The 25,274-nt window shown below is 35.8% G+C and carries 25 protein-coding genes; 18 read left to right on the top strand and 7 right to left on the bottom strand.

The features are described from left to right. Positions 1–407 precede the first annotated feature (407 nt). From prwr041_RS09255 to prwr041_RS09245, 3 genes are all read left to right on the top strand, one after another. Positions 408–2,462 carry an LTA synthase family protein gene (locus tag prwr041_RS09255; protein WP_207153519.1) on the top strand — a complete coding sequence of 685 codons (2,055 nt, stop codon included), beginning with the start codon at positions 408–410 and terminating at the stop codon, positions 2,460–2,462. 452 nt (positions 2,463–2,914) lie between these two features. Next, positions 2,915–4,039 (top strand): DEAD/DEAH box helicase, encoded by a 1,125-nt coding sequence (locus prwr041_RS09250; protein WP_207153518.1) that lies wholly within the window; start codon positions 2,915–2,917, stop codon positions 4,037–4,039. Positions 4,040–4,069: 30 nt separating this feature from the next. Then, positions 4,070–4,510: a cold-shock protein gene (locus prwr041_RS09245; protein ID WP_207153517.1), complete on the top strand. Its 441-nt coding sequence runs from the start codon at positions 4,070–4,072 to the stop codon at positions 4,508–4,510. A gap of 1,083 nt (positions 4,511–5,593) precedes the next feature. Here prwr041_RS09245 and prwr041_RS09240 read toward each other — a convergent pair. The 3 genes from prwr041_RS09240 to prwr041_RS09230 are packed head-to-tail and all read right to left on the bottom strand — an operon-like array spanning position 5,594 to position 7,785. After that, a complete protein-coding gene (locus prwr041_RS09240; RefSeq protein ID WP_207153516.1) occupies positions 5,594–6,442 on the bottom strand; it encodes a cation diffusion facilitator family transporter in 849 nt (282 codons plus the stop codon). A gap of 7 nt (positions 6,443–6,449) precedes the next feature. Then, positions 6,450–7,022, bottom strand: a complete 573-nt coding sequence (locus prwr041_RS09235) for a flavodoxin family protein (RefSeq protein ID WP_207153515.1) — start codon at positions 7,020–7,022, stop codon at positions 6,450–6,452. A gap of 16 nt (positions 7,023–7,038) precedes the next feature. Then, positions 7,039–7,785, bottom strand: a complete 747-nt coding sequence (locus prwr041_RS09230) for a DNA alkylation repair protein (protein WP_207153514.1) — start codon at positions 7,783–7,785, stop codon at positions 7,039–7,041. Between the two features lie 160 nt (positions 7,786–7,945). Here prwr041_RS09230 and prwr041_RS09225 point away from each other — a divergent pair, with 160 nt between their 5' ends. From prwr041_RS09225 to prwr041_RS09215, 3 genes are read left to right on the top strand one after another with little or no spacing between them, the layout of a single operon-like run. Beyond that, positions 7,946–9,055 (top strand): PCMD domain-containing protein, encoded by a 1,110-nt coding sequence (locus prwr041_RS09225; protein ID WP_207153513.1) that lies wholly within the window; start codon positions 7,946–7,948, stop codon positions 9,053–9,055. A gap of 12 nt (positions 9,056–9,067) precedes the next feature. Beyond that, entirely contained in the window at positions 9,068–9,835 is a 768-nt protein-coding gene (locus prwr041_RS09220; RefSeq protein WP_237072196.1) for a porin family protein, read from the top strand. 23 nt (positions 9,836–9,858) lie between these two features. Beyond that, complete coding sequence (locus prwr041_RS09215) at positions 9,859–12,588, top strand: alpha-L-rhamnosidase (RefSeq protein WP_237072195.1); 2,730 nt, start codon at positions 9,859–9,861, stop codon at positions 12,586–12,588. Between the two features lie 169 nt (positions 12,589–12,757). Here the strand turns inward: prwr041_RS09215 and prwr041_RS09210 are convergent, their stop codons facing one another. The 3 genes from prwr041_RS09210 to prwr041_RS09200 are packed head-to-tail and all read right to left on the bottom strand — an operon-like array spanning position 12,758 to position 14,329. Beyond that, complete coding sequence (locus prwr041_RS09210; protein WP_207153512.1) at positions 12,758–13,273, bottom strand: DUF3826 domain-containing protein; 516 nt, start codon at positions 13,271–13,273, stop codon at positions 12,758–12,760. A 26-nt stretch (positions 13,274–13,299) separates the two neighbouring features. Beyond that, entirely contained in the window at positions 13,300–13,791 is a 492-nt protein-coding gene (locus prwr041_RS09205) for a hypothetical protein (RefSeq protein WP_207153511.1), read from the bottom strand. Between the two features lies 1 nt (position 13,792). Beyond that, positions 13,793–14,329 (bottom strand): RNA polymerase sigma factor, encoded by a 537-nt coding sequence (locus prwr041_RS09200; protein WP_207153510.1) that lies wholly within the window; start codon positions 14,327–14,329, stop codon positions 13,793–13,795. Positions 14,330–14,491: 162 nt separating this feature from the next. On the opposite strand from prwr041_RS09200, the gene prwr041_RS09195 reads away from it, so the two are divergent. The 10 genes from prwr041_RS09195 (at position 14,492) to prwr041_RS09150 (ending at position 21,820) form a co-directional block, all read left to right on the top strand. Beyond that, entirely contained in the window at positions 14,492–14,821 is a 330-nt protein-coding gene (locus tag prwr041_RS09195) for an ArsR/SmtB family transcription factor (protein WP_207153509.1), read from the top strand. Positions 14,822–14,905: 84 nt separating this feature from the next. After that, positions 14,906–15,145, top strand: a complete 240-nt coding sequence (locus prwr041_RS09190) for a thioredoxin family protein (RefSeq protein WP_207153508.1) — start codon at positions 14,906–14,908, stop codon at positions 15,143–15,145. Between the two features lie 7 nt (positions 15,146–15,152). Beyond that, positions 15,153–15,584 carry a nitrophenyl compound nitroreductase subunit ArsF family protein gene (locus prwr041_RS09185; protein ID WP_207153507.1) on the top strand — a complete coding sequence of 144 codons (432 nt, stop codon included), beginning with the start codon at positions 15,153–15,155 and terminating at the stop codon, positions 15,582–15,584. Positions 15,585–15,595: 11 nt separating this feature from the next. Continuing rightward, the gene (locus tag prwr041_RS09180) at positions 15,596–16,303 is read left to right on the top strand and encodes an aromatic aminobenezylarsenical efflux permease ArsG family transporter (RefSeq protein ID WP_207153506.1); all 708 of its coding nucleotides are present in this window, start codon (positions 15,596–15,598) and stop codon (positions 16,301–16,303) included. Between the two features lie 20 nt (positions 16,304–16,323). Continuing rightward, a complete protein-coding gene (locus tag prwr041_RS09175) occupies positions 16,324–17,292 on the top strand; it encodes a permease (RefSeq protein WP_207153505.1) in 969 nt (322 codons plus the stop codon). 4 nt (positions 17,293–17,296) lie between these two features. After that, positions 17,297–17,746 (top strand): arsenate reductase ArsC, encoded by a 450-nt coding sequence (locus prwr041_RS09170; protein ID WP_207153504.1) that lies wholly within the window; start codon positions 17,297–17,299, stop codon positions 17,744–17,746. A gap of 177 nt (positions 17,747–17,923) precedes the next feature. Next, entirely contained in the window at positions 17,924–18,961 is a 1,038-nt protein-coding gene (arsB, locus tag prwr041_RS09165) for an ACR3 family arsenite efflux transporter (protein ID WP_207153503.1), read from the top strand. A 791-nt stretch (positions 18,962–19,752) separates the two neighbouring features. Next, on the top strand, positions 19,753–20,229 hold the full coding sequence (locus prwr041_RS09160; protein WP_207153502.1) for an RNA polymerase sigma factor: 477 nt from the start codon (positions 19,753–19,755) through the stop codon (positions 20,227–20,229). A 12-nt stretch (positions 20,230–20,241) separates the two neighbouring features. Continuing rightward, the gene (locus prwr041_RS09155; protein WP_207153501.1) at positions 20,242–20,844 is read left to right on the top strand and encodes a hypothetical protein; all 603 of its coding nucleotides are present in this window, start codon (positions 20,242–20,244) and stop codon (positions 20,842–20,844) included. A gap of 151 nt (positions 20,845–20,995) precedes the next feature. Next, positions 20,996–21,820, top strand: coding sequence for a hypothetical protein (locus prwr041_RS09150; RefSeq protein WP_207153500.1), 825 nt, complete (start codon positions 20,996–20,998; stop codon positions 21,818–21,820). A gap of 54 nt (positions 21,821–21,874) precedes the next feature. On the opposite strand, the gene prwr041_RS09145 is transcribed toward prwr041_RS09150, so the two are convergent. Continuing rightward, on the bottom strand, positions 21,875–22,648 hold the full coding sequence (locus prwr041_RS09145; RefSeq protein ID WP_207153499.1) for a GIN domain-containing protein: 774 nt from the start codon (positions 22,646–22,648) through the stop codon (positions 21,875–21,877). 143 nt (positions 22,649–22,791) lie between these two features. Here prwr041_RS09145 and epsC point away from each other — a divergent pair, with 143 nt between their 5' ends. Together epsC and prwr041_RS09135 are read left to right on the top strand one after the other, a co-directional pair. Continuing rightward, a complete protein-coding gene (epsC, locus tag prwr041_RS09140; protein WP_207153498.1) occupies positions 22,792–23,736 on the top strand; it encodes a serine O-acetyltransferase EpsC in 945 nt (314 codons plus the stop codon). Then, a complete protein-coding gene (locus tag prwr041_RS09135) occupies positions 23,720–25,273 on the top strand; it encodes a THUMP domain-containing class I SAM-dependent RNA methyltransferase (RefSeq protein WP_207153497.1) in 1,554 nt (517 codons plus the stop codon). Before epsC ends, prwr041_RS09135 begins: the two co-directional genes overlap by 17 nt. The last annotated feature ends 1 nt before the right edge of the window (position 25,274 follow it).

Genomic DNA, 25,274 nt, shown 5'->3' with positions numbered 1-25,274 from the left:
CTAAGATGTCTCATACTAATTTAATTACTAATTATGTAATACTATTTAATGTAAATACAACCAAAATATTTGCTGATAACGAAACGCATAACCATCAAGAACACTCTCATAAATGTTCAATAACAACAGCCTCTATTTTTATCACGTTATTTACAAAAGCCAATAATGAGTTTCGACATTTTTACATATAAACCACCTTGTTCCAAAGCAAACAACACGCAGTCCAATAGAAACATTAACATTTTTAAACGCAGAATTATGCAATTTCTGAAAGAAAACAATCAATTAATGAAAAATTATTTTAATCTTTGAAATAAAAAGCCTATCTTTGCATAATAGATAAAAAATTATAATGAATTACTAGTATATATTACTACGTATTCCAATAAAATTATTATAATTGTGACATGAAAAATCTAAAACTTATAAGATCTGCATTTCTAAAAATTTCAGGTCTAATTATTCTACTGGGATTATTATTAAGAATAGTTCTGCTGTTTAACCCTACTACAGTTGTAAACTATTCGTTTATCGAATGGATACAAATTTTCATTCTGGGTGCTTTCAACGACCTATTTTTCGCCACCCTCAGCTTTTCTTTTTTCTGGGTTTTTCTGTTATTCTTCTCAAAAGATAAGTATAATAAACCTTGGACTTTCATTATCTACGCATTGCTTGGAGTCACATTTATAGTATTGCAATTCTTCAACACTCCATTAAAAGAATTTAATGCCGCACTTACAAGAATAATCAGCTACCTTATATTATATAGAATAGTAAGTTATTCTGTACGTCTGTTAGTCCCTTCTATAAGAAATATTTGGCGACAATACACATACTATACCATATTCTTCATCTACGTTCTATTAATTATATTAAACGCTTTTGCAGAATACTTTTTCTGGAGTGAATTTGGACTGCGCTATAATTTCATAGCAGTTGATTATTTGGTATATACGAATGAAGTCATTGGAAATTTCTTTGAATCATATCCTATGATTCCACTTCTATCAATAGTTGTATTATTAGCTGTCGTCGCATCAATATTCCTACTTCACGACATCAAGAAAGATTGCTTCAAGAATACGATGACCATTCGCAACAAGATAATCTTTACATTTGTCTATTGCATTTTATCCGGTGCTTCATACGCACTTCTTTCTTTCAATTTTTCATTTCAACACAACACAAACAGCTTTGTAAATGAGTTACAAGCTAATGGATGCGTGAAATTCTGTCAAGCATATTTTAACAACGACTTGTCTTATAAGGACTTTTACACTATGATTCCAAACAAGGAAGCTAACAGCCTCCTTGACTCCATGTATTGGAGAAAGGCTGACCATGTTCAGTATATACAATCAAAATTTCCTGAAGTTCACAAGAATATTGTACTCATCACCATTGAGAGTATGAGCGGTGATTTCCTTGAAAGATATGGCAACACTGATAATCTTACGCCAAATCTTGACAAAATGATGAAACAAGGCATTTGCTTTGACAATCTTTACGCTGTTGGCAACCGTACTGTTCGCGGACTTGAAGCTGTCACGCTGTGTGTGCCACCAAGTCCTGGAGAAAGTATTATTAAGCAAAAAAACAACGAAAAGCTTTTCTCAACTGCCCATATCTTGCGTTCAAAGGGATATAATGTTGACTTCATATATGGTGGTGATAGCTATTTCGATAATATGAAGGAATTTTTCAGTGGAAACGAATTCAAGGTTATCGACCAATCTGATTTCAAGGATTACGAAAAGACGTTCGGTACTGTTTGGGGTGTTTGTGATGAGGACTTATTCAACAAGTCTATAAAGGTATTGAATAGCAATGCAAAAACAGGCAAGCCATTCTTTACTCATATTATGACAGTAAGCAACCATCGTCCATATCTATATCCTGACGGAAAGATAGACATACCTTCATCAAAGAAATGTCGTGAAGGTGGTGTCAAGTATACAGATTACGCAATTGGCAAGTTCTTCGAAGTTGCTAAGAAGCAACCTTGGTTTAAGAATACTATTTTTATTATTACAGCCGATCACTGTGCGTCTAGTGCAGGAAGCATGGATATTCCGCTAAACGAATACCATATTCCAGGACTAATATATGCACCTGCGATGATAGCTCCATCAGTAAACAAGAAACTTATCTCGCAAATTGACTTGATGCCAACAGTATTTGGTATTTTACATTTCAACTATGCGTCACGTTTCTTTGGTCAGAACGTTCTATCACCATTGTATCATCAACGTGCATTTGCAGCTACATACCAGAATCTTGGCTACATTGAAAACAATAACATGATTGTTCTCAGTGCAGGGCACAAACAGCAACAGTTTAAGTTGTTACAAGACAAATACTCTTTGACTACAGGCGCACAACAACATAACATCAATAAAACATTGCTACATCGTGCGGTAGCAAACTATCAATGCACTGGCAAAATAAGAGTAAAATAAAAATCGATTGTCACTTACGATTATAATATAAATATTCATAATCTCAGAAAAAGTATTTTGCACATCGCTTTACATAACAATATCCCAATCCCTTTATTTATAGAGCTTGGGATATTGTTATTATGTAAGGTGAAAGGTAAGATAATTCATTGATTGGCAAAAACCAGAACGTATGTTTCTCATGTTTCATCTACATTGTAAGTAAAAAGTAATATCAAATATTAGGTTTATCCAAATAATAATATTACCTTTGCATCCGAAATTGGTGTTTTAAGGTATCAGAACAATTATATGAGAATGTTTAAAAACCTTATAGCACATTATTGTAAAACGTAACTACTATTGTGCAGGGCTTTTAGCACCCTCTTCTCCCATCATAATACTTACGTACAATTACGGATAGAAAAATTATCTATTCGTAAGTAGTATTATATATTTTTAATAACACATTTATGACATTTAAGGAATTAAATATAACAGAGCCAATATTACAAGCTCTAACAGAAAAAAAATACGAAAATCCAACACCGATACAAGAAAAAGCGATACCGGTTGCACTAGAAAACAGAGACATTATAGGTATTGCACAAACAGGAACAGGAAAAACAGCAGCGTTTGCTATACCAATCATACAACTGCTTACGGAAAAAACATCTGACAACAAGCACAATATTAAAGCACTTATTCTGACTCCAACTCGTGAACTAGCTATACAGATTGACGAATGCTTCACTGACTATGCAAAACATACATCACTGAGACACACTGTCATATTCGGAGGAGTGAACCAGAACCCACAAGTTAGACAAATCAAACAAGGTACTGACATTCTTATAGCCACACCTGGTAGACTGTTGGACCTTATTAATCAGGGATTTATTCATCTTGACAACATAAAGCACTTCATTCTTGATGAAGCTGACCGCATGCTTGACATGGGATTTATACACGACATAAAGCGCATATTGCCACTCTTGCCGAAACAACGTCAAACTATGCTGTTTTCTGCAACAATGCCGTCATCAATCGCTGAACTATCAAGAAAGATCTTGAACAAACCTACAAGAGTAGAAGTCGCACCTGTTTCTTCAGTTGTAGACACTATAAAGCAGAGTCTGTATATGATTGAGAAACCAGACAAGAGCAAGTTCTTGCTTAACTTGTTGAAAAAGGAAGGTATAAAATCAACACTTGTCTTCTCACGTACAAAACACGGAGCTGATAAGATTGCAAAAATATTAAATAAGAATGGAATTCTATGCGATGCCATTCACGGCAATAAATCGCAAAATGCACGCCAACGCGCGCTGACGAATTTCAAAGCAGGCAAGACTCACGTGATTATAGCTACTGATATTGCCGCAAGAGGAATTGATATAGACAACCTACAGTTGGTGATAAACTATGACCTACCTGATGTTGCTGAGACCTACGTCCACCGTATAGGACGTACAGGACGTGCGGGACATAATGGTTCAGCAATAACTTTCTGTTCGTCTGATGAGCGTGTCATGCTACGTGACATACAGAAACTTACAGGAAAAAAACTGAATGTCGTAGCTCAACAATCAGCCTAAGGCTTAATGATCTAAATTAAAATTATATTTATGGGAAGTTTTATAGGAAACAACAAAAGAGAAATTCAAAAACAGAAACAAAAAAAGAGACAAGAGAAGCAACACCGTAAGGATGAGCGCAAAGCTAACGGTGGCAATTCATTGGACGACATGATTGCCTATGTTGATGTCAACGGAAACATTGTGGATACTCCACCAGATTTGACAGAGAAGAAAGAGGATATTGATGTAAACTCAATAGAAATCGCTACGCCAAAGAAGGTTGAAGAAGATCCAACGATGAGAGGAGTTGTAGACTACTTTAATGATGACAAAGGATATGGCTTCATTAAAGACAAGAACAACGGTAATAAATACTTCTTCCATATTAGTAACGCACCTGAGGGAATAAAGACTGGTAATGCCGTGACTTTTGAACTGGAACAGGGAAAGAAGGATATGGTTGCCGTAAAGATTGAGTTTGACAAATAAGCCAACTTAACTGTTGGTTTAATAGACATAGAAAATTTAGGCCTACGAAGCATATAAGACAAACATTTATAAATTATTGTTTGCCTTATATACTACGTAGGCTTTAATGTTTGGTTCATCCTACAAATCGATTGATGGATATAATGGTATGATATCTATCTATATTATTCCTTAAATGTTTTTTATTTTGCGCAAAGAGTGAAGGAAATCATAAAAAAAAACGTCAATAAAATCAAGACTATTAAAAGTTTATTTTTAATAGAGCAAGTGTGAAACGACCTAAAACCAAGGGCTAATTATAGAGAGCTTTATCCTTTAACTAGAAAAAAGATTCCAGAAAAAAAGAAAAATAACCTACATTACCTACATTTTTGACTTAAATACCTGTATATCAACTATTTAACTAGTGTATAAGAGTGCATTTTCCTACATCTTTCCTACATGGTTCCTACATTATAAGCACGTATTTGTACCTAAAACGATGGAATTTGATCAAACCATAATACCAAAATCGCTTTTTTAGTCAAACCATAACCCCGTATCTCTGGCAGTAACGCAAATCGCATCAATGCCTTTCGTGAGAATTATAAATGTAGAAACATCACTCAATTTTATAAATATATTTCAAAAACAAACGAATTTATATGGCATTTTGACATGCCAACCTTTTCAGTAAAGGATTTCAGAAACAATAATGATTATCAATAACAGCTTAAAAAAATGTATAGTGAGTCAGTAAGTATAACTATGATTGTTTATAATCAATTCCTATTATAGGTAAAATGTATGAAGCACAACAAAAATAAAATTACCTTTTTCGGTGCGCCTTTGAGTGATTAGGGCCTAATCACTCTGAAAAGCATGTAGGACAATAGAGTGATTAGGGCCTAATCACTCCCTAAAATGTATAAGAACGGACTTATATACATTAGCTAACGTATTGTATAACAATGCGTTTCGCAAAAACATGTAGGAAACGGCATTTAAAAACAAGAAAAAATATTTTTTTCGGAAGATAAAATGCACGGAATTGTGCATAAATGGTTTATTTACAGGTGCTATTATAGCACCTGTAACATTATATTATTCTGGTTCGGCATGTACAATGATCTCACATTTTGGAATCATAGTACATATATCTTTTTCAATTCTATCGCAAATATCATGAGCTGCTTCAAGATCCAAATCATGTCCAATATGCACATTAACCTTAACAAATGTATCAGGTCCTGCAACACGTATCTTTAAATCATGAAAACCAACAATATCAGTATTTGCCTTTAACCTAGCCTCAACTTTCTCAGTCAATCCGTCTGGTACACGATCTAGCAACACATCAATCGCACTTTTTCCAAGACGATACGAAATAAACAAAACTATGATTGCTACTCCGATAGCTGATATAGCATCAGCCTTATAATATCCAAAATGAGCACAGACCAAACCAAGCAATACAACTGCTGAACTCAATATATCTGTTGAGAAATGAATTGCATCTGCCTTCAAAGCCTGGCTGTTATCCCGTTTTGCAACTTTAAATAGCATACGAGAACGACTGATATCTATAATCATAGAAACGATGACAACTGCATAACTCCATATTGTGACAGTGACACTAGACTCGTTAGTTAACAATCTGTTTATAGCTTCATAAACTATCCAAACACAGGTTATAACAAGTAATACAGACTCAAGAAAAGCAGAAAGATTTTCTATCTTTCCATGCCCATATTGATGTTGCCTATCTGCTGGTTTATCAGACATGCTCACTGAAAAATAAGTGATCATTGCGGCAAGCAAATCAAGCAATGAATGAATTGCCTCTGATATAATACCCAAACTAAAAGTGAGAATACCCACAACAAACTTCATCGTCGTAAGAAACACGGCGGCTATAATTGACGATAAAGCTGCTTCTTTTTTATTTATCATGATTAAATTATTTATATAATTTCAAAGCCAACCGTCTGGCTTTTTTTATTATTCTTTGTGGAATACCAGATTTGTTTTTTGTACCAGGTAAGACTAGTTTACCGATAACCTTAAATCCGGAATATTTCAATATTTCTTTCATCGCATGATTAGCATTACTAGTTTGCCTAGCTATCCAATTAAACGGCCATATAGTAGTACAAGTACTTACTATAACTGCCTTTTTACCTTTGTGCAAAGCGATTGGTATTCCAAGTTTAGACTCCCCCATCATAGCCGGAACAATACGATCAAACATTAGTTTCATCTGACCACTCATGTTTCCCCAATACACAGGTGTTCCTATTATAAGGGCATCACAATCTTTTATTTCCTTAGCCATACAGTGACCATCATCTTCAGGCAGTACACAAATTCCTGTTTCTCTACATTTCATGCAGCCCATACATGGGCGAATAGATAAGTCATTGACATTGATCCAATGTACATCGGCATCGCCCATATTATCAGATACGGCATGAAGCATCGTAGCGACATTGCCCTTTTTACGTGGGCTACCGTTAATTACCAAAACTCTCATATTTTCACTAATAACACTATTTTCTCTTCATATAATATTCACGTTCTCCATCCGTGAACTTCTCTATTGAATAACGAAGCATTGTACGTGGCATATCAGTAGAATGTTCATCCAAAAAGTCCATGAGCCGTGGCTTGTCTCGTTTACCAGCCTCACGCAACATCCAACCAACGGCTTTTTGCATGAGATCATGAGGATGATAAAGTAGCTTTTCAGCCAACATATAAGTATCGTCTAAATCATTATTGCGTATTAACGCATACGTAGAGACAATCGCGATACGCTGTTCCCAAAGCAAGCTACTTTCTGCTAGACTATATAGTATATCACGTTTTTTATCAGCCAGATATTCACCGACTATGGTCGGAGCAGACAAATCAACTAAATCCCAATTATTTATTCTATCAGTATGCGCAAGATAAATATCTAAATATTGCTTACGTAAATTTTCTGCATCTTCATCAGAATGCAATTTCAACCACGACCTTTTTCGTGTTTGTTTGCAATTTTCCACCATAATAAGCAGACCGCACATTCTCATCTCATGCCATGGTGAAGAAAGCAAAATTGCAATATCATTGCCAACAGCATCAAGATGTGATGTTGCTACACTTCGGATATTAGGTACGACAACTCCGAGGAACTTATCGCCCTCACCATATTCGCCTTTACCTGTCTTGAAAAATTTTGGCAATACAATCCTTTTCTCTTCATCAATAAGATATTTGAGTTCGGATAATATTACGTCAGCAGTAATGCCCATTCACTTTAATTTTAATCTGCAAATATACGTCTTTCTTTTATAAAACATCAATATTAAGCAAATTTTTTAGTATTTGCGGTATAAAAAGAATTAAATAATTTTGAATTTAATCTTAGTTATGTTAGCTTTGTAAGCTAGAAATAAATAATAAAGGTAAAAGATGAAGTTAAAATTTATTACGGCCATAAGCCTTTTAACACTTATGACTTTTACTTCTTGTATTTCAGAAGAAGCACTTAACAGTGAAGCCGACATCACATCATGCGAAGTTGACAAAAACATTCTTATCCGCGACCCAGTAATATCAAACGAGAAAGTAACTTTTTACGTAAAAGACTCTACTGATATTAGCCAACAATCGCCAAAATTCAATCTCACGGAAGGAGCTACTATCAGTCCAGAAAGTGGAACGACACGTAACTTCTTGACACCACAAACTTATGTTGTCACATCACAAGACGGCCAGTGGAAGAAGACTTACAATGTGGAATATACATTCTCTAATCTTCTTACTACGTACAACTTTGATAACGTGAAATACTATTATGAAACCGATTATAATACCAACGAGATAAGACCGTTTTACCAAATATTCTACAGTGACACACCTGACGGTTCATCTATTGAATGGGGAAGCGGAAACGCAGGATTCATGATTACAAACTATGAGGGACCAGCAAGCTCCTACCCTACTTGTCAGGATGATAATGGATACATTGGCAAATGTGTAAAGCTCACAACTCAAAGTACAGGCACATTAGGAGCTATGTTTAAGGCACCAATAGCTGCAGGAAATCTTTTCATCGGTTCATTTCAAATAGACTTATCTAACGCTGCTAAATCTACACACTTCGGTGTACCTTTCAAAAATACACCGACAGAACTTGTAGGTTACTATAAATATAAAGCTGGAGATGTATATACTGACATTAACAGCAATGAAGTGAAAGGAAAGAAAGATAACTTTGACATCTATGCAATACTGTATGAGGTAACTGACGATGTGCAATATCTTGATGGAACGAACTCACTTACCAGTGACAATATCGTATCAATAGCAAGACTTGAAAACAAGAAAGAAACTGATACTTGGACAAGATTCGCTATTCCGTTTGTAATGAAAGACGGTAAGACTATTGATGCCGATAAACTGAAAAACGGCAAATACAACATTTCAATTATCATGTCATCAAGTATTGACGGAGCAACGTTCAATGGTGCTGTGGGTAGTACACTATATGTAGACGAGATGCAATTGTTTTATAAATAAGATTAAGATAAGATGAAAAAGATAATATCAACAATATATATATTAATTTCTTGCGCAATGCTCGCAAATGCAAGTAGCACCCCAACAGACAGCATCGTAAAAGCAGATTTGGAATACGAACTGAAATGCGGAATTAATATCGGAGGTACGGCACCTTGGTCTATGCCACGTGAAATTCGTTCTATTGAAAGTTATAATCCACGTTTCAATGGTGTTATCGAAGGTGATATCACACGTTGGATGAGTACTAACTCACATTGGGGTATATCAACTGGAATTAGAATCGAATCTAAGAGTATGAATACTGGTGCTAATGTAAAAAGCTACAAGACGGAAGTTATCGACGACGGAAGCAAGGTTAGTGGATATTGGACAGGATATGTAAACACTAAATACAGCACAACTCTTGTGTCTGTTCCTGTAATGGCTAACTATCGACTTGGTGACAAATGGAAATTTAGAGCAGGAATGTATCTTTCTTATGCTTTGAACAGAGAATTTACAGGATATGTTACCGATGGATATCTGAGAGAAGGAACACCAGTCGGTCAGAAGCTACAATTCACCGACGGCAAACGTGGTACGTATGATTTTTCGGGTAACCTTAGAAAACTACAACCTGGCGTACAATTCGGTGCATCATGGTTAGCCAATAAGCATCTTTGTGTAAATGCCGACATGGAATTTGGGGTAAACAATATATTTGAAAGTAATTTCAAAACTGTTACATTCAATATGTATCCTATCTACCTAAATATCGGATGGGGATATAAATTCTAATATGAACAATTTCTACCACTATTATGAAAAGTGCTATCAAAACATTATTCGCAATTGTATCATTTATGCTTATGCCAAACATGACATCTGCACAGGAAAATCCTTCTACATATAATCTACGGATAAACAACACATCACTTGGTTCTGATAACACAGAACATTTATGCTTCAGTTGGAATATCAATTCTGAGAAAAGGGGATTTAACCAAAAAGCATACCAAATTGAACTTTCATCAAACAATAAAGTTATTTGGAATAGTGGTAGAATTAATAGTTCAGAATCTATTTTAGTTCCATACAATGGACCACAACTAAATCCTGCAACCCAATATACTTGGAAAGTAAAGATCTGGTCAGCTAATGGGGAAACTTCAGAATGGAGCCAACCAAGCAATTTCACCACAGGTTTGTTTACTGACAAAGATTGGGCTGGAGCTAAATGGATAGCTCTTCAGAAAGACCGTAAAGACTGGTATGTCGTACCTGGCATACACTCTCCTTTGGTTAAAAAGCATATAAACGACAAGGATTTCGGAACATATTTATTGCCGAAGTTCAAACATTCATTCACTGCTACCAAGAAGATATCACGAGCATTAGCTTTTATATGCGGACTCGGACAGTTTGAACTATGCATTAACGGAAAGAAGATAAGTGATGATTTTCTTGATCCTGGATGGACTAAATATGATAAAAAGGCACTCTACGTAACTTTCGATGTTACAAAAGATATTAAAGAAGGTGATAATGAAATCGGCATTTCACTAGGAAACGGATTCTACAATATTCCACGACGAGGTTACTTCAAATGGCTAGGTTCGTTTGGAGCTCCGAAGGTAAGGATGTTACTGCGACTTGAATATGAAGACGGTAAGGTGAAAAACATTATTACCGACAAAACATGGAAAGCTGCACAAAGCGCCATCACTCAATCTGGGATTTATAGTGGCGAAAGCTATGACGCAACTAAAGAAAACATGCCTTGGCAAAAGGTTATCATCACATCATACACAGGATTATTGGAGTCACAGAAAAATCCGCCAGTAAAAGTACATGAGGAAATTGCAGTAAACAGAATATTCAAGAATGCCAAAGGAAACTGGGTATATGACTTAGGACAGAACTTCTCTGGAATAATTAGAGTTAAACTGCGAGGAAAAAGAGGTAAAACCGTTACATTCCGTCCTGCCGAATTATTAAACCCAGACAGTACTGTAAATCAAAGCGCAACAGGAAAATATGCATTATCATATACTCTGAAAGGAGGAACAACAGAAGAATGGAGCCCGAAATTTAGTTACTATGGATTCAGATATGTGCAGTTGGAAGATGCAGTTCCACAAGACAAAACTAATCCAGACAGCTTGCCGACCGTAGAAGATTTAACAGGTCTCCACACTTGTAGTTCTGCCTCGGAAGTAGGTACGTTCAATTGTTCAAACAGACTATTTAACCGCACTTTTGAACTAATAGATTGGGCTGTAAGAAGCAACATGCAAAGTTTACTAACTGACTGTCCACACAGAGAAAAGTTAGGCTGGTTGGAAGAGGCTCATCTTATGCAATATTCGATGCAATATCGTTACGACCTTCGAATGCTTTATCATAAGATAATGGGTGACATGGAAGACTCGCAAACTCCAAACGGAAATATACCAACGATTGCACCTGAGTATGTTCATTTCGATGGTGGCTTTGAAGATACGCCAGAATGGGGAAGCGCATTTATCATCTGTCCGTGGTATATATATAAATGGTATAGAGACAAAAGTCTATTAGATAGGTATTATGACAGCATGAAACGCATGCTCACATATCTATCATCAAGAGAAGATAAAGACGGAATTGTTGCTTACGGTCTTGGAGACTGGTTTGATATAGGACCTGAAAGACCAGGAGTAGCACAACTCACATCAAACGGAGTTACAGCCACCGCCATATATTACTACGACACGAAGATTATGGCGGAAACGGCATTGCTACTTAATAAACACAACGACTATACCTATTACAATGAAAAGGCAGAGAAAATAAAACTCGCTTTCAACAAAAGATATCTTAACAGCGACGGTTGCTATGACAGGAATAGTCAGACAGCAAACGCAATGGCTGTATATATGGGGCTTGTTCCAGAAGACAAGAAAGACATCGTTATGAAGCATCTTGTTGCAGACATTCAGTCAAGAGGAAACTCACTTACTGCCGGAGATGTTGGCTACAGATATGTTGTTCAGACACTAAAGGATAACGGATATTCACAAGTTATCAACGACATGAACAGCAGATATGATGTACCAGGTTATGGTTGGCAATTATCACATGGCGCCACAGCACTCACTGAATCATGGCAAGCCTATGGTTTTGTATCTAATAACCATCTTATGTTAGGTCATCTTCAAGAATGGTTTTTTAATGGCATAGGTGGAATTAGTCAGACTGATAATTCAATCGCTTGGAAGGAAGTATGCATTAATCCACAAATAGTAAGCAGCGTAAACAATGCCACGACATCTTTTATATCACCTTATGGTAAGATTACTTGCGAGTGGAAGATTACTGATAATAAATACACATTGGAAATAAACATACCGGCAAACAGCAAAGCTGTTATTCATCTGCCGACTACAGAAGCTGATAAAATAACTGATTATGGCATTTCAGTATCGAAGGCCGAGACAAAAGTAATCGGAAACGAAACCATCATCAATGTAGGCTCAGGACACTATTATTTTGAATGCCCATATTCAAAATAATAAATCAAGGATTCATCATATTATAGACTATAATAAAAGAGTGGCACAAATTAATTGTTACCACTCTTTTTCAATCATTAAAATTAATTTTACTATTATTTTCAAACATCAAACATATAATTTTAAACTTTAATTAGAAGACTACCTAAACTTTTTAACAGACAAGAAATCAATTGCTAAACTTAAAATTTGGTCTTGCGAAAGCGCCCTTATTACCGAATCCTCTTTGTTGACGTTTCATCATTTCTTTCGTCATCTTTACAACATCATTTTTCTCCACCTGATAAATTTTCATTATCTGTTTCGGTGTCAAGAATTTGTGGAATTTTGCATAATACTTCTCACGTATATCCAATATTTTATGGCTTTGTGCGAAGTTATCCTGAATCATCTGATCTACCTCTGCATCTGTTTTTGTATTGATATCCATACCCATGTGCCTAGGTTTCATGCTACGACATTCCATTTTTTCTTTCAGATATTCAGAATATACAGGGATAAACTTAGCCGAAGTTGCATCATCAAGCATCAAAGTCTGCACCATTTTTTCAGTACGTTTCTGTATAATCTGATCCACTGTAAGATGTACTCTTTCTTTTCCGTTTTGCGCTACCTGAGCGTTAACAGTGTTACTACCGCTTAACATCATAACGGCAACCATAACCATAAATAAATACTTTTTCATTGTCTATGTATTTTAATTGTTAAACATTAATTTAAAAATTCATCATTATCAGCCATCGAGGTTAAAGATTTAAGATCTTCATCTGATAATTGTTCTATCCACTCTTCGCTTGTTGAACCATCATCCGATTGTACCGCAGTAGCTGTATTCTTCTTTTTATTATAATTGATACGTGACTCGTTATTCACAACTATTCTAGCATTTTTTCCCTTTGTAAGTGGATATGTAGTGACATCTGAAGCATGAACCGTTGACGTTTTACCAAGTGTCGTATCTGTCTTTGCAAGTTGCGGTTGTTGTGGCTGCACTATATCATTGGCAAACGGAAAGAAAATCAATCCAGCAAATACTGCAGCCGATGCAAGCAATGCTATAAAGACGATCTTCATCTGTCTACGCTTACGAACATCCTTTTCAGCAGTACGAAGAATCTTTTTCTGCATATCGTCAAAGAAACCTTCGGGTGTGAAATACGGAGTATTCTTACCTATTTTCTCAAAATCAAAGTCTTTTTCCATATTATTCCTCCACCATATATTTTTTTATTTTCTCTTTTATATAATGATAAGTCACTTTTAAAGTAACTACTTTGGTATCAGTGATCTTACTTATCTGTTGGTAATCCATTTCATCATAATAACGCAAATTGAATATAACACGCTGCTTATCAGAAAGACGCAATATAACTTCTTGAAATTTCACAGCCATCTTATCATCATAATCTATATAATCAGACGCTTTCAGATTATCTATCAATTCATCATGCACATTATCTGCCGACACTACTTTTATTCCCTTTTTATTCAGGAATCTCAAACTTTCATTCATCGCTATACGATAAATCCATGTACTCAGGGTGCTGTCACCACGAAATTTATTCAATCCAAGGAAGATTTTTACAAAGACTTCCTGCATTACGTCTTGAGCATCTTCATGCACAACAACCATTCTACGTATAAAGTAGTAAACTGGTTTTTGATATGCATCGAGCAAAATCCGGAACCCTCCTTCCTTGTCTGATTTGATCATACGATATATCGTTTCGTCTTTTGTCATATACAATTGATGTTATCTTCTGACTATTTGAACCAGAAAAGGTCCAAAGGTTAATTTGAAACATAAAGTATTTATAAAATGTTAACAATCTGTTATTTTAACTCATAATATTTGGAAGACTAATTTAATGTTCGTATTTTTGCGAACATAACAAAAATAGATATGGGAGATAACAAAAAAGATTATACCTTGAACCAAGAGCAGATAGCAAGATTTGCAAAAGCATTGGGACATCCGGCACGTATAGCCATACTAAACTTTCTGGCGAAACGTGACTCATGCTATTTCGGAGATATTCACGAAGAATTACCTATTGCAAAAGCTACTGTTTCACAACATCTGAAAGAACTAAAAGATGCCGGACTCATTCAAGGAGAAATAGAAACTCCGAAAGTTAAGTATTGCATAAACCGCGACAACTGGAAACTAGCCAAACAAATGTTTGACAAATTCTTTTGCGACTGCTTATGCAAGAAGGATAATTGCTGCTAAATACAGCTTTTATTTTGCATATAATGTTCGTTGTTTTGCGAACTACGAAAGATATTTATCATATTAATTATAAAAAATAAGATTATGGAAATTAAAGTTTTAGGAACAGGTTGCAGCAGATGCAAATCATTGTATGCAGCTGTAGAAAAAGTAGTAAACGAAATGGGCATTGACGCTTCTCTCGTAAAAGAAGAGAATATGGAAAATATTCTAAAATACAATGTCATGTCTTTACCTGCATTAGTAATTGACGAGAAGGTAGTTGCTAAAGGTAATATTTCTGAAAGTGACTTGAAAACAATATTTACTAATGAAAACAAGTAATACACAAATGAAAAAGATTTGTTTATTGACAATAATGACACTAATGTGTTTTAGTTTATCAGGGTTTTCACAAAAGAAAGTTATAACAAAGAAGTCTGTAAATAAAACAGTTGTTGAGGTATTATATTTTCACGGCAAACAACGCTGCCCAACTTGTATTGCTATTGGCGACAACTCTATTGATGTTGTGAATAAAGACTTTGCAAAGCAAGTAAAAGCTGGACAGGTGAAATTCAAAGAGATAGATATTTCAACACCTAAAGGGGAGGAAATTGCAGATAAATATAGTGTTTCATGGTCATCTCTATATTTAACCCAATGGAAGAATGGGAAGGAGAAACGCTATGATATGACTAGATTTGGTTTTGAGAATGCACGCAGCAATACGCAAGCATTTCGTACAGGACTTAAAAACAAGATTATCCAGTTTTTGAAGTAAAACATTATATTATGAATTTTTTACAGAACATATTGGATAATAGCAACATCCCTATTGTTACAGCTTTTATATTAGGATTACTGACTGCCATTAGTCCATGTCCACTAGCAACAAACATCACAGCTATTGGTTACATAAGCCGTGATATAGAAAGCAAGAAACGCATTTTGTGGAATGGAATACTGTATACAGTTGGTCGATGCATTGCTTATTCTATACTTGGAGCAATCCTTATATATATACTACATAAGGGAGAAAATATGTTTTTCATACAGAAGAATGTAAGTAAATGGGGTGAGATGCTTATTTCTCCAGCAATGATTTTAATAGGTTCCTTTATGTTATTCGGTGACCGCCTGAATTTGCCTCGATTTGGTTTTTCTGGTAATATGGAAACAAATAAATTAAATGGAATTTGGAGGAGTTTGTTACTGGGTATGCTATTTGCTATGGCTTTCTGCCCTACAAGCGGACTACTCTATTTCGGAATGTTAATACCAATGTCTGCTCAAGCAACAGGTGGGTATTTCCTCCCAATAGTGTTTGCTTTCGCCACGGGAATTCCTGTGATACTTGTGGCATGGATCATTGCTTACAGCATGGCGGGAATAGGAAAATTTTATAATCATATAAAAGTATTTCAAAAGTGGTTAAACAGAGTCGTTGCTATTCTTTTTATATTGGTAGGAATCTATTATGCCTACACTTTTTATTTGTAGAATTTAAAGATTAAATTATTATGTTACAAGAGTTTGCCGACTGGCTCGCTTACGGTTTGCTTGGACTTAATGCTCATACACGTATAGGTTCAGCCGTAGATTTTTTCTTTTATGACACCACAAAGATAATGATACTTCTATTCATTATCAGCACTATAATGGGAATTATAAATGCATATTTCCCAATAGACCGACTACGTACATACCTCACGACACATAAACTATATGGATTACAATATTTCTTTGCATCTTTGTTCGGTGCCCTCACTCCATTCTGTTCCTGCTCATCAATACCTCTCTTTATCGGTTTTGTGAAAGGTGGAATTCCACTTGGTGTAACATTTGCATTCCTCATCACCTCTCCCCTCGTTAATGAGGTTGCCGTAGCAATGTTTTTGGGTACATTCGGCTTAAAGATAACACTTATTTATGTAATCAGTGGAATGTTACTTGGAATAATTGGAGGTTTCATACTAGGTAAAATGAAGCTGGATAATTATCTTAGCGACTGGGTGAAAGATATTCAAAAAAACTCACAAACCGAAACAGAACAATGGGAAACAAATAGAATATCGTTTATCAATCGTCTACCGAAAATTATCAAGGATTCTTGGGGAATAATAAAAGGTGTACTCCTATATGTTATTATAGGTATTGCCATCGGAGGCATTATTCATGGTTATGTACCAGAAGGATTCTTTCAGGAATACATGTCAAAAAGCAGTTGGTTTGCAGTTCCGTTGTCTGTAGTATTAGGTATTCCGATGTATGCCAACGCTGCCGGTATCGTACCAGTAATAGAAGTTTTTGTAGCTAAAGGTGTACCAATCGGCACAGCCCTTGCATTTATGATGGCAGTTGTTGGGTTATCATTGCCCGAAGCAACAATGCTAAAAAAAGTGATGACTTGGCGACTCATTGGCATCTATTTCGGCACAATAACACTGTTTATCATACTACTTGGATATCTGTATAATATAATTTTATAAGCGCATGAAAATATTAATATTATGTACTGGCAATAGTTGTCGCAGTCAGATAGCACAGGGATTTATGTTATCCTTTGATAATACTTTAAAAGTTTTTTCGGCAGGAACAGAACCTACTGAAAAGATTAATGAAAAGGCTGTCGCTGTGATGAAAGAATTAGGTATAGACATCAGCGGTGCTTACCCAAAGAATGTAAAACAATACACGAACAAAGAATGGGATTATGTGATTACGGTATGTGGAGGTGCTAATGAAAACTGTCCGGTCTTTGCTGGAAAGGTAAAACATCGCTTGCACTTCGGTTTTGAAGATCCAGCTGCTGTCATTGGCGATGCAGAGTATCAGATGAGCGAATTCCGCCGTATTAGAGATGAGATTAAAAATAAATTTTTCTCTTTTTATATAAAAGAAATAAAGAAACAGGAACTCCCAAAATGCTCATGCGAAGATTAAGTAAAAGGAATTTATTGTAAATAGGTTATAGCATCCTATAACTTAACTTAGAAGATGCTTATTGGAAAGATAATAAAAAGAAATAAACTTTACTAAAGCTGATTTATTTAATTATAGTTTTGTTTCTGTTTATAATAAATCATTTATCAAACCTGATATAATAAATAAATTATCAAAATGGAAAAAATAAAATTCTTGGACAGATATCTTACATTATGGATATTTCTGGCTATGTTTATAGGTGTTGGCATAGGATATATTTATCCTAAAATTGTTGATTTCTGGGGGTATTTTGAAGTTGGTTCAACTAATATTCCGCTAGCAATCGGACTTATTCTTATGATGTTTCCACCACTAGCAAAAGTTAAATATGAAGAATTAGGAAGAGTATTTGCCGACAAGAAAATACTTGCAACATCTTTGATATTAAACTGGATAATAGGTCCAATATTAATGTTTATCCTCTCAGCGATATTTCTATCCAAATATCCTGAATACATGTATGGTCTTATAATGATAGGTCTGGCACGTTGTATAGCAATGGTTCTTGTTTGGAACGAACTCGCAAAGGGTAATAGCGAATATGCAGCAGGACTAGTTGCATTGAACAGTATTTTTCAAGTGTTCTTCTATTCTGTATACGCTTACTTCTTCATTGCGATATTTCCAAAATGGATCGGACTGCCATCAAGTGACGCAGTTCGTAACATTACAATGGGGATGATTACCAAAAGTGTACTCATATATCTTGGTATTCCTTTCGCTGCAGGATACCTCTTCAGAAGATTTTTTATAAAGATGAAGGGCAACAAATGGTATTACGAATATTTAGTACCCAAAATAAGTCCGATAACCCTTATAGCACTGCTTTTCACCATCATTATCATGTTCTCTTATAAAGGTGAATATATTGTAAAACTTCCTTTTGATGTAATGCTTGTCGCTATACCGCTGATAATTTATTTTTCAATTATTTTCTTCTCATCATTTTGGTTTACTAGACGCATTGGGGTGCATTACGATAAGTCTGTTTCAATTGCATTCACTGCAACTGGCAATAATTTTGAGTTGGCTATTGCCGTGTCAATTGCCATATTCGGAATTAATTCAGGAGAAGCTTTTGCTGCAGTAATTGGTCCACTAATTGAAGTTCCGGTGTTGATTTTGCTAGTAAAATATGCATTAAAACATCATTATTCTAAGCAAAAACACTAAAATCAGCAAGTTTTAAACAACAAAAATCAGCTAAATTTTCATGACTGCTGCATTTCTATATAGAAACGCATATTGGGAAGAAGTGAAAAATCACCTCTAGATTATGGCTAATTTTGCGTTTCATTAATGAAATGATTAAAATACCGCCACATCACCGACACCTCATGGAGCTATTTTTACATCTATCTAGCTGATTATCAGCATTTAGACACATCGACACTAATTTATTTGAAAAAGCCTAGGGGGAACTATTGTATAGAGAAGTAGGAAAGAAATGCTGATCATTAAAAAATAAATATGTATATGTTTTTAAGTTAGTAAAAAGTATTTGAGATTGTTTAGAATAGCTTTAAAATAATTATGTTGTGAATGTTGAAACTATATTAACGACATAACGTTTGCATTCCATCGACATAAAGTTTGCGTTACTTCGACATAACGTTTGCATTCCATCGACATAAAGTTTGCATTACTTCGACATAAAGTTTGCATTACTTCGACATAAAGTTTGCGTTACTACGACATAACGTTTGCATTCCATCGATATAAAAGTTATAATTAATTTATATATGAGTTTTCTTTCTTCATAACAAATCAATATTTGACGTAGCTAGACCGCAGCTAAATTTTAGGATGCAACTGCTTATATTATTTATTTACAGTGTATTACCTTAGAAGCGTAGCTTCGTGCTAAAAAAAATCACGGTGGACTCAATTACAAAAAAAAATGGAAAGGAATGCAATTTTTTAATTTGCATTGCGTCTAAAGTGTAGAATTTATTAAGAAACAGATGAATACGCTACAAACAGAATTTGCGCAAATTGTCAAAGAGAACAAAAGTACAATATATACCGTATGCTATATGTTCTCAAAAGACACAGCTGAAGTGAATGATCTTTTCCAAGAAGTACTTGTAAACTTATGGAAAGGAATGAATACGTTTAAAGGACGGAGCGAAATACGCACGTGGATATATCGCATAGCCCTGAACACTTGTATTTCCATGGACCGTAAGAAAAAGATAAAAACCATACCACTAAGTATGGATGCAAATCTATTTCAGGATCAGGATGAAGATACCAAACAGGTGAAACTACTCCATAACAGGATCAACAAGTTACAGCCTTTCGACAAAGCAATAGTATTGCTATGGCTTGAGAATATAAGCTATGACGAGATTGGTGAAATCGTGGGAATATCAACCAAAAACGTAGCGTCACGCCTGTTTAGAATAAAGGAAAAACTAAGAAGTATGTCTAACGATTAAACAGAAAGCAAAATGGAAAAAGATATTAATATAGAAGAGTTTGAAATGATGAAAAAACAACTTGACGTATTAAAAGACAAGTTGGATAAAGAAACCATCATTAATGAACAACTAATGCGAAGAGCAATGAAAGAAGATGTGTCTAGATTGCATAAAGACGCTATTATCATTTGTTGCGTAGCTCTTTTGGGAATACCATACTGCACATGGATATTTTCACACTTTAACTTATCTGATTTGTTTATCGGAGTGACTGATGTATTTCTAGTAGTTGCGATTATATATACATACATAACTCACAAGGGTTTAAATGCCAACGACTTGCTTGACGGCAATCTTGTTGACGTAAGCTATAAAATTACAAAAATAAGACGTCTTGGAGCGTTATGGCTTAGACTCAGCATTCCGTTTATCATTATATGGTTTGCGTGGTTTTTGTTTGAGACACTCAAACAAAACGCAGAAGAAGTAAGAAGCATGGCTTACGGAGGTATTGTAGGAGGCATAATTGGCACAATCCTGGGTACAATAAAATATAGAAAGAACAGAAAAAAGACTCAAGAAATATTGCTTCAGATAAAAGAACTCACTGGTAAAGAATTAAGTATCCAATAAATTATACATCTGATTGATTTGAAATATCCGAGTTATATACTATAGCTCGGATATTTTTTTTACTACACAAACGATGTTTTTAAACAACAGTACATTAAAATTAGTGATTTTTTGTTAACTTTGTGCCATTAAAAAATAAACACGTATTTAGATGAAAAAGGCAATTCTAACATTAGGCATACTACTGCTATCATATAGTAGTACTTATGCACAAGAGAACAAGGTATTTAATCACATTGGTTTAGGCCTTGGAGTAGGAACAACAGGAATAACAATAGATATTGCCGCACCGGTTACAAAATATCTTGACGTACGTGCAGGAATGGACATTATGCCAAGTTTCAAATACGGAACTTCATTAGATTTAAATATAAGTGACACAGAACGCGAGCAAGCTAAACTTGGGGGACATACAATACCAAACAGTGTTGACGTGGAAGGCAAGAACACTTCTGGAAGTTTTCACTTTATGCTTGACCTTTTTCCATTCAAAAGTTCAAGTTTTCATATTACGGTAGGAGCTTATATTGGCAATGATAAAATCATAAACGTATATAACAAATATGATAAGGACTTAGCTGAAGTTGTTGCATACAATAACACTGTGGCATCCAACCCGCTTGCAAAGACACTTGGATTAAAACAAGTAGGTGTTCAACTTGGTGACTACCTGCTAGCTCCTTACCAGACATCAGAAGGTGGGCATGTTGAAGCTAATATAAAGGTGACAAAATTTCGTCCTTACATCGGAATTGGTTTTGGAAGAGCTGTTCCGCAAAAGCACAGACTAGCACTACAGTTTGACCTTGGCACGCAACTATGGGGAACTCCAAAAGTTTACATGTTGGGCTTGAATGGAGAAAAAGAATTAACTGAAAAAGACGCAGATGGCAACGATGGTGGAGTAATCAAAACATTAAGTAAGATTACTGTTTATCCATGTATGACTCTACGCCTAAACGGAAGAATATTTTAATATAAAAATTCTCCACGACAACAATTTAGTGTCGTGGAGAATTTCTCTTCTTATTTAATTTTTAGCCTTAACTAACAGTTCGTTAGTATCAATATCACCTGTACCATGTTCGCTCTTTTCAAGAACAGAAACATTACCCTTGATAGTTATATCGCCAGTACCCTGAAGATTGGCATTCACTTTACCACAATTATCCATTCTGACATCAATATCTCCGGTACCCTGTAAAGAAAGAACGGTGTCCTTTACTTTATGGCAATACGCTTTCACATCACCAGTACCCTGCAAGAATATCTTTGCAGTGATAGCCTCTAAGCTCTTTACTTCTACATCTCCAGTACCCTTTACCTTTGTATCAAAATTATCACAGACAAGATTATCAATATAAGCACCACCAACACCAGACAAATCAATGAACATATTATCTGTGTCAACTTTATTCGCATGGAAATCTGTTACACCCTTAACGCTGACAGCGACTAGATTAGGAGAACTTATATATACTTTCACTCCATCATTCTTGCCTATACCATTTAAGAACGAACTGAGTTTAGTTTCAGTAGAAAAAACTAAAGCATTACCCTTAAATTCCACTTTGATACGTTCTACTTCTTCCTTTGGTCCCTCGATGCGAACACCCAAAGTATCAGACTGTTTGAAGTATATGTCACCGACAATATCAGCCGAAACAGAATCAAAACTATGCGCCTTTATAACACGAGTTGTCTGCGGTCCTTCATCTCGTCTATTCAAACTACAACTAGCACTGCATGATGATAACATTAACATAACAGCAACAGTAAATAACAATGATATTACTTTCTTCATAACAAAACATTTTAAAATTTCTAAGTATAAGACGTAATATATGATAAAAATGTTGCAGAGATATCTGAAAATAAATAGATTTATTTTGCGCAATGCAAGTTTTAGTGTATCTTTGCACAAACAATATATATTGACACAAAAAGATGAGTAAATGCAATCGGACTCATGTTCTGACACAGACCGTAAACGAGTTGTCGGAAACAGAGTCGCTAAAAGGTCTATTTCATCAGCATCGCGACGGTGATCCGTTACCTTCGGCCAAGGCGCTCGAGGAGATAATAGATTTATCACGAGCAATAATATTTCCTGGTTACTACGGGAAATCATCAGTAAATTCGAAAACTATCAAATATCACATTGGTGTCAATGTGGAAAGACTTCAGAAACTGCTTTCAGAGCAGATTCTTGCAGGTTTGTGCTTTGCAGATTGCGTAGAGGAAGAAGATGACTACAACACACATTGCGAAAAGCGCAAAAAAGCCGAAGATTTGTCTGCAAAACTTATTTGCAAACTTCCTGAAATAAGAAAGACTTTAGCAACAGATGTCGTTGCAGCATACAATGGTGATCCTGCAGCGGAAAGCTTTGCAGAGATTATTGCTTGTTATCCAGTAATAAAGACACTTACCAATTATCGAATTGCGCACGAGCTATATGTAATGGGAGTGCCTCTTATTCCACGAATGATGACAGAAATGGCTCATTCTGAAACAGGAGTTGACATCCATCCCGGAGCACAAATTGGCAAATACTTCACAATAGACCATGGAACAGGTGTGGTAATTGGAGCAACATGTATTATCGGTGACAACGTGAAACTTTATCAAGGAGTTACACTTGGTGCAAAGAGTTTCCCAATGGATGAAAGAGGGAATCCTATAAAGGGAGTTCCACGTCACCCTATTCTTGAAGACAACGTGATCGTTTACGCTAACGCTACTGTTCTTGGTAGAATTACGATTGGCAAGAGTTGCATCATTGGTGCCAACACGTGGGTTATGGAAGACATGAAACCCAAGACAAGAAAATACAAGAAGATTAAACAAGATTTATTAGATATACAATATAACAATGGAACAGGAATTTGAACTCATAGCCAAGACTTTCATGGGACTGGAGCCCGTTTTGGCTCAGGAGCTCACCCAGCTGGGTGCTAACAAAGTACACATCGGACGAAGAATGGTTTCGTTCACAGGCGACAAGGAAATGATGTATCGTGCAAACTTTCAACTACACACCGCAATCAGAATACTTAAGCCAATAGCACATTTCAAGGCTAGCTCAGCTGAAGACATGTATGAGGAAGTTAAAAAGATTGACTGGAGTAAATATATAGAAAAAGGAAAGACTTTTTCTGTGGACTCAGTTGTTTATTCTGAGGAATTCAGAAACTCAAGATTCGTTACCTATAAGGTGAAGGATGCTATAGTTGACCAATTCAGAGAGAATACAGGTACACGCCCTAACATTAGCGTGAGCAACCCTGATATTCGCCTGAACATTCATGTTGCTGAAGACGCTGCCACATTGAGCCTTGACTCAAGTGGTGAAAGTCTGCACCGTCGTGGATACCGTCAAGAGAGTGTTGAAGCACCGCTTAACGAGGTCCTTGCTGCTGGAATGGTTTTAATGACCGGCTGGAAAGGTGAGACCGACTTCATTGATCCTATGTGCGGTTCAGGTACAATACTGATTGAGGCTGCACTTATTGCACGCAACATAAGTCCAGGAGTGTTCAGAAAAGAATTTGCTTTCGAGAAATGGCCTGATTTCAATCAAGACCTATTCGACGAGATATACAACGACGACTCTCAAGAAAGAATATTCGAACACCATATCTATGGATATGATATCGATATGAAAGCCGTGAACACTGCACGCCTTAACGTTAAGGCTGCTGGTTTAACTAATGAGATTAGTATTGATCATCAGGACTTCAAAAATTTCAAGAAGCCTGCTGAGCAAAGCATTATGATCATGAATCCTCCTTACGGAGAACGTATTTCAACACCTAACCTTCTTGGTACTTACAAGATGATTGGTGAAAGACTGAAACATGAATTCGGCGGAAACGAGGCATGGATACTAAGCTATCGTGAAGAGTGCTTCGACCAGATTGGTTTGAAACCAAGCATAAAGTTCCCTGTATACAACGGAAGTCTGGAATGTGAGTTCAGAAAATATTCTCTCTTCGACGGCAGAATGAAGGAATTCAGAGCCGAAGGCGGTATCGTTAAGACTGATAGAGAGAAACAGGAAATGGCCCAGAAACACAGATTCAGATCTGTCCGTGAATTCAAGACCAGACTTGACGAAGAAAGTAATAACGAAGAGGGCGACATACGCTCGTTTACTTTCCACAAACATGAAATTGGAGATTTCGCAGGTGGAAGAAAACGCATTGACCATGACGACAGACGCGGAGGATTCGGCGGAAGACGTGACGATAAGCGTGGAAGCTATGGTGACAGACACGATGATAAACGCAGTGGATTTGGTGGAAGACGTGACGACAAACGTGGAAGCTATGGTGGTGCAAAGAAGTTTGGAGACAAAAAGTTTGGTGATAAAGCCAAACGTGGCGGATTCGAAAAAACAGAAACTCACGTTGATAGTGAAGATTAAA

This window comes from Prevotella herbatica, assembly GCF_017347605.1.
In the GTDB taxonomy this organism is placed as follows: domain Bacteria; phylum Bacteroidota; class Bacteroidia; order Bacteroidales; family Bacteroidaceae; genus Prevotella; species Prevotella herbatica.
This window is presented reverse-complemented; position numbering and strand designations above follow the sequence as displayed.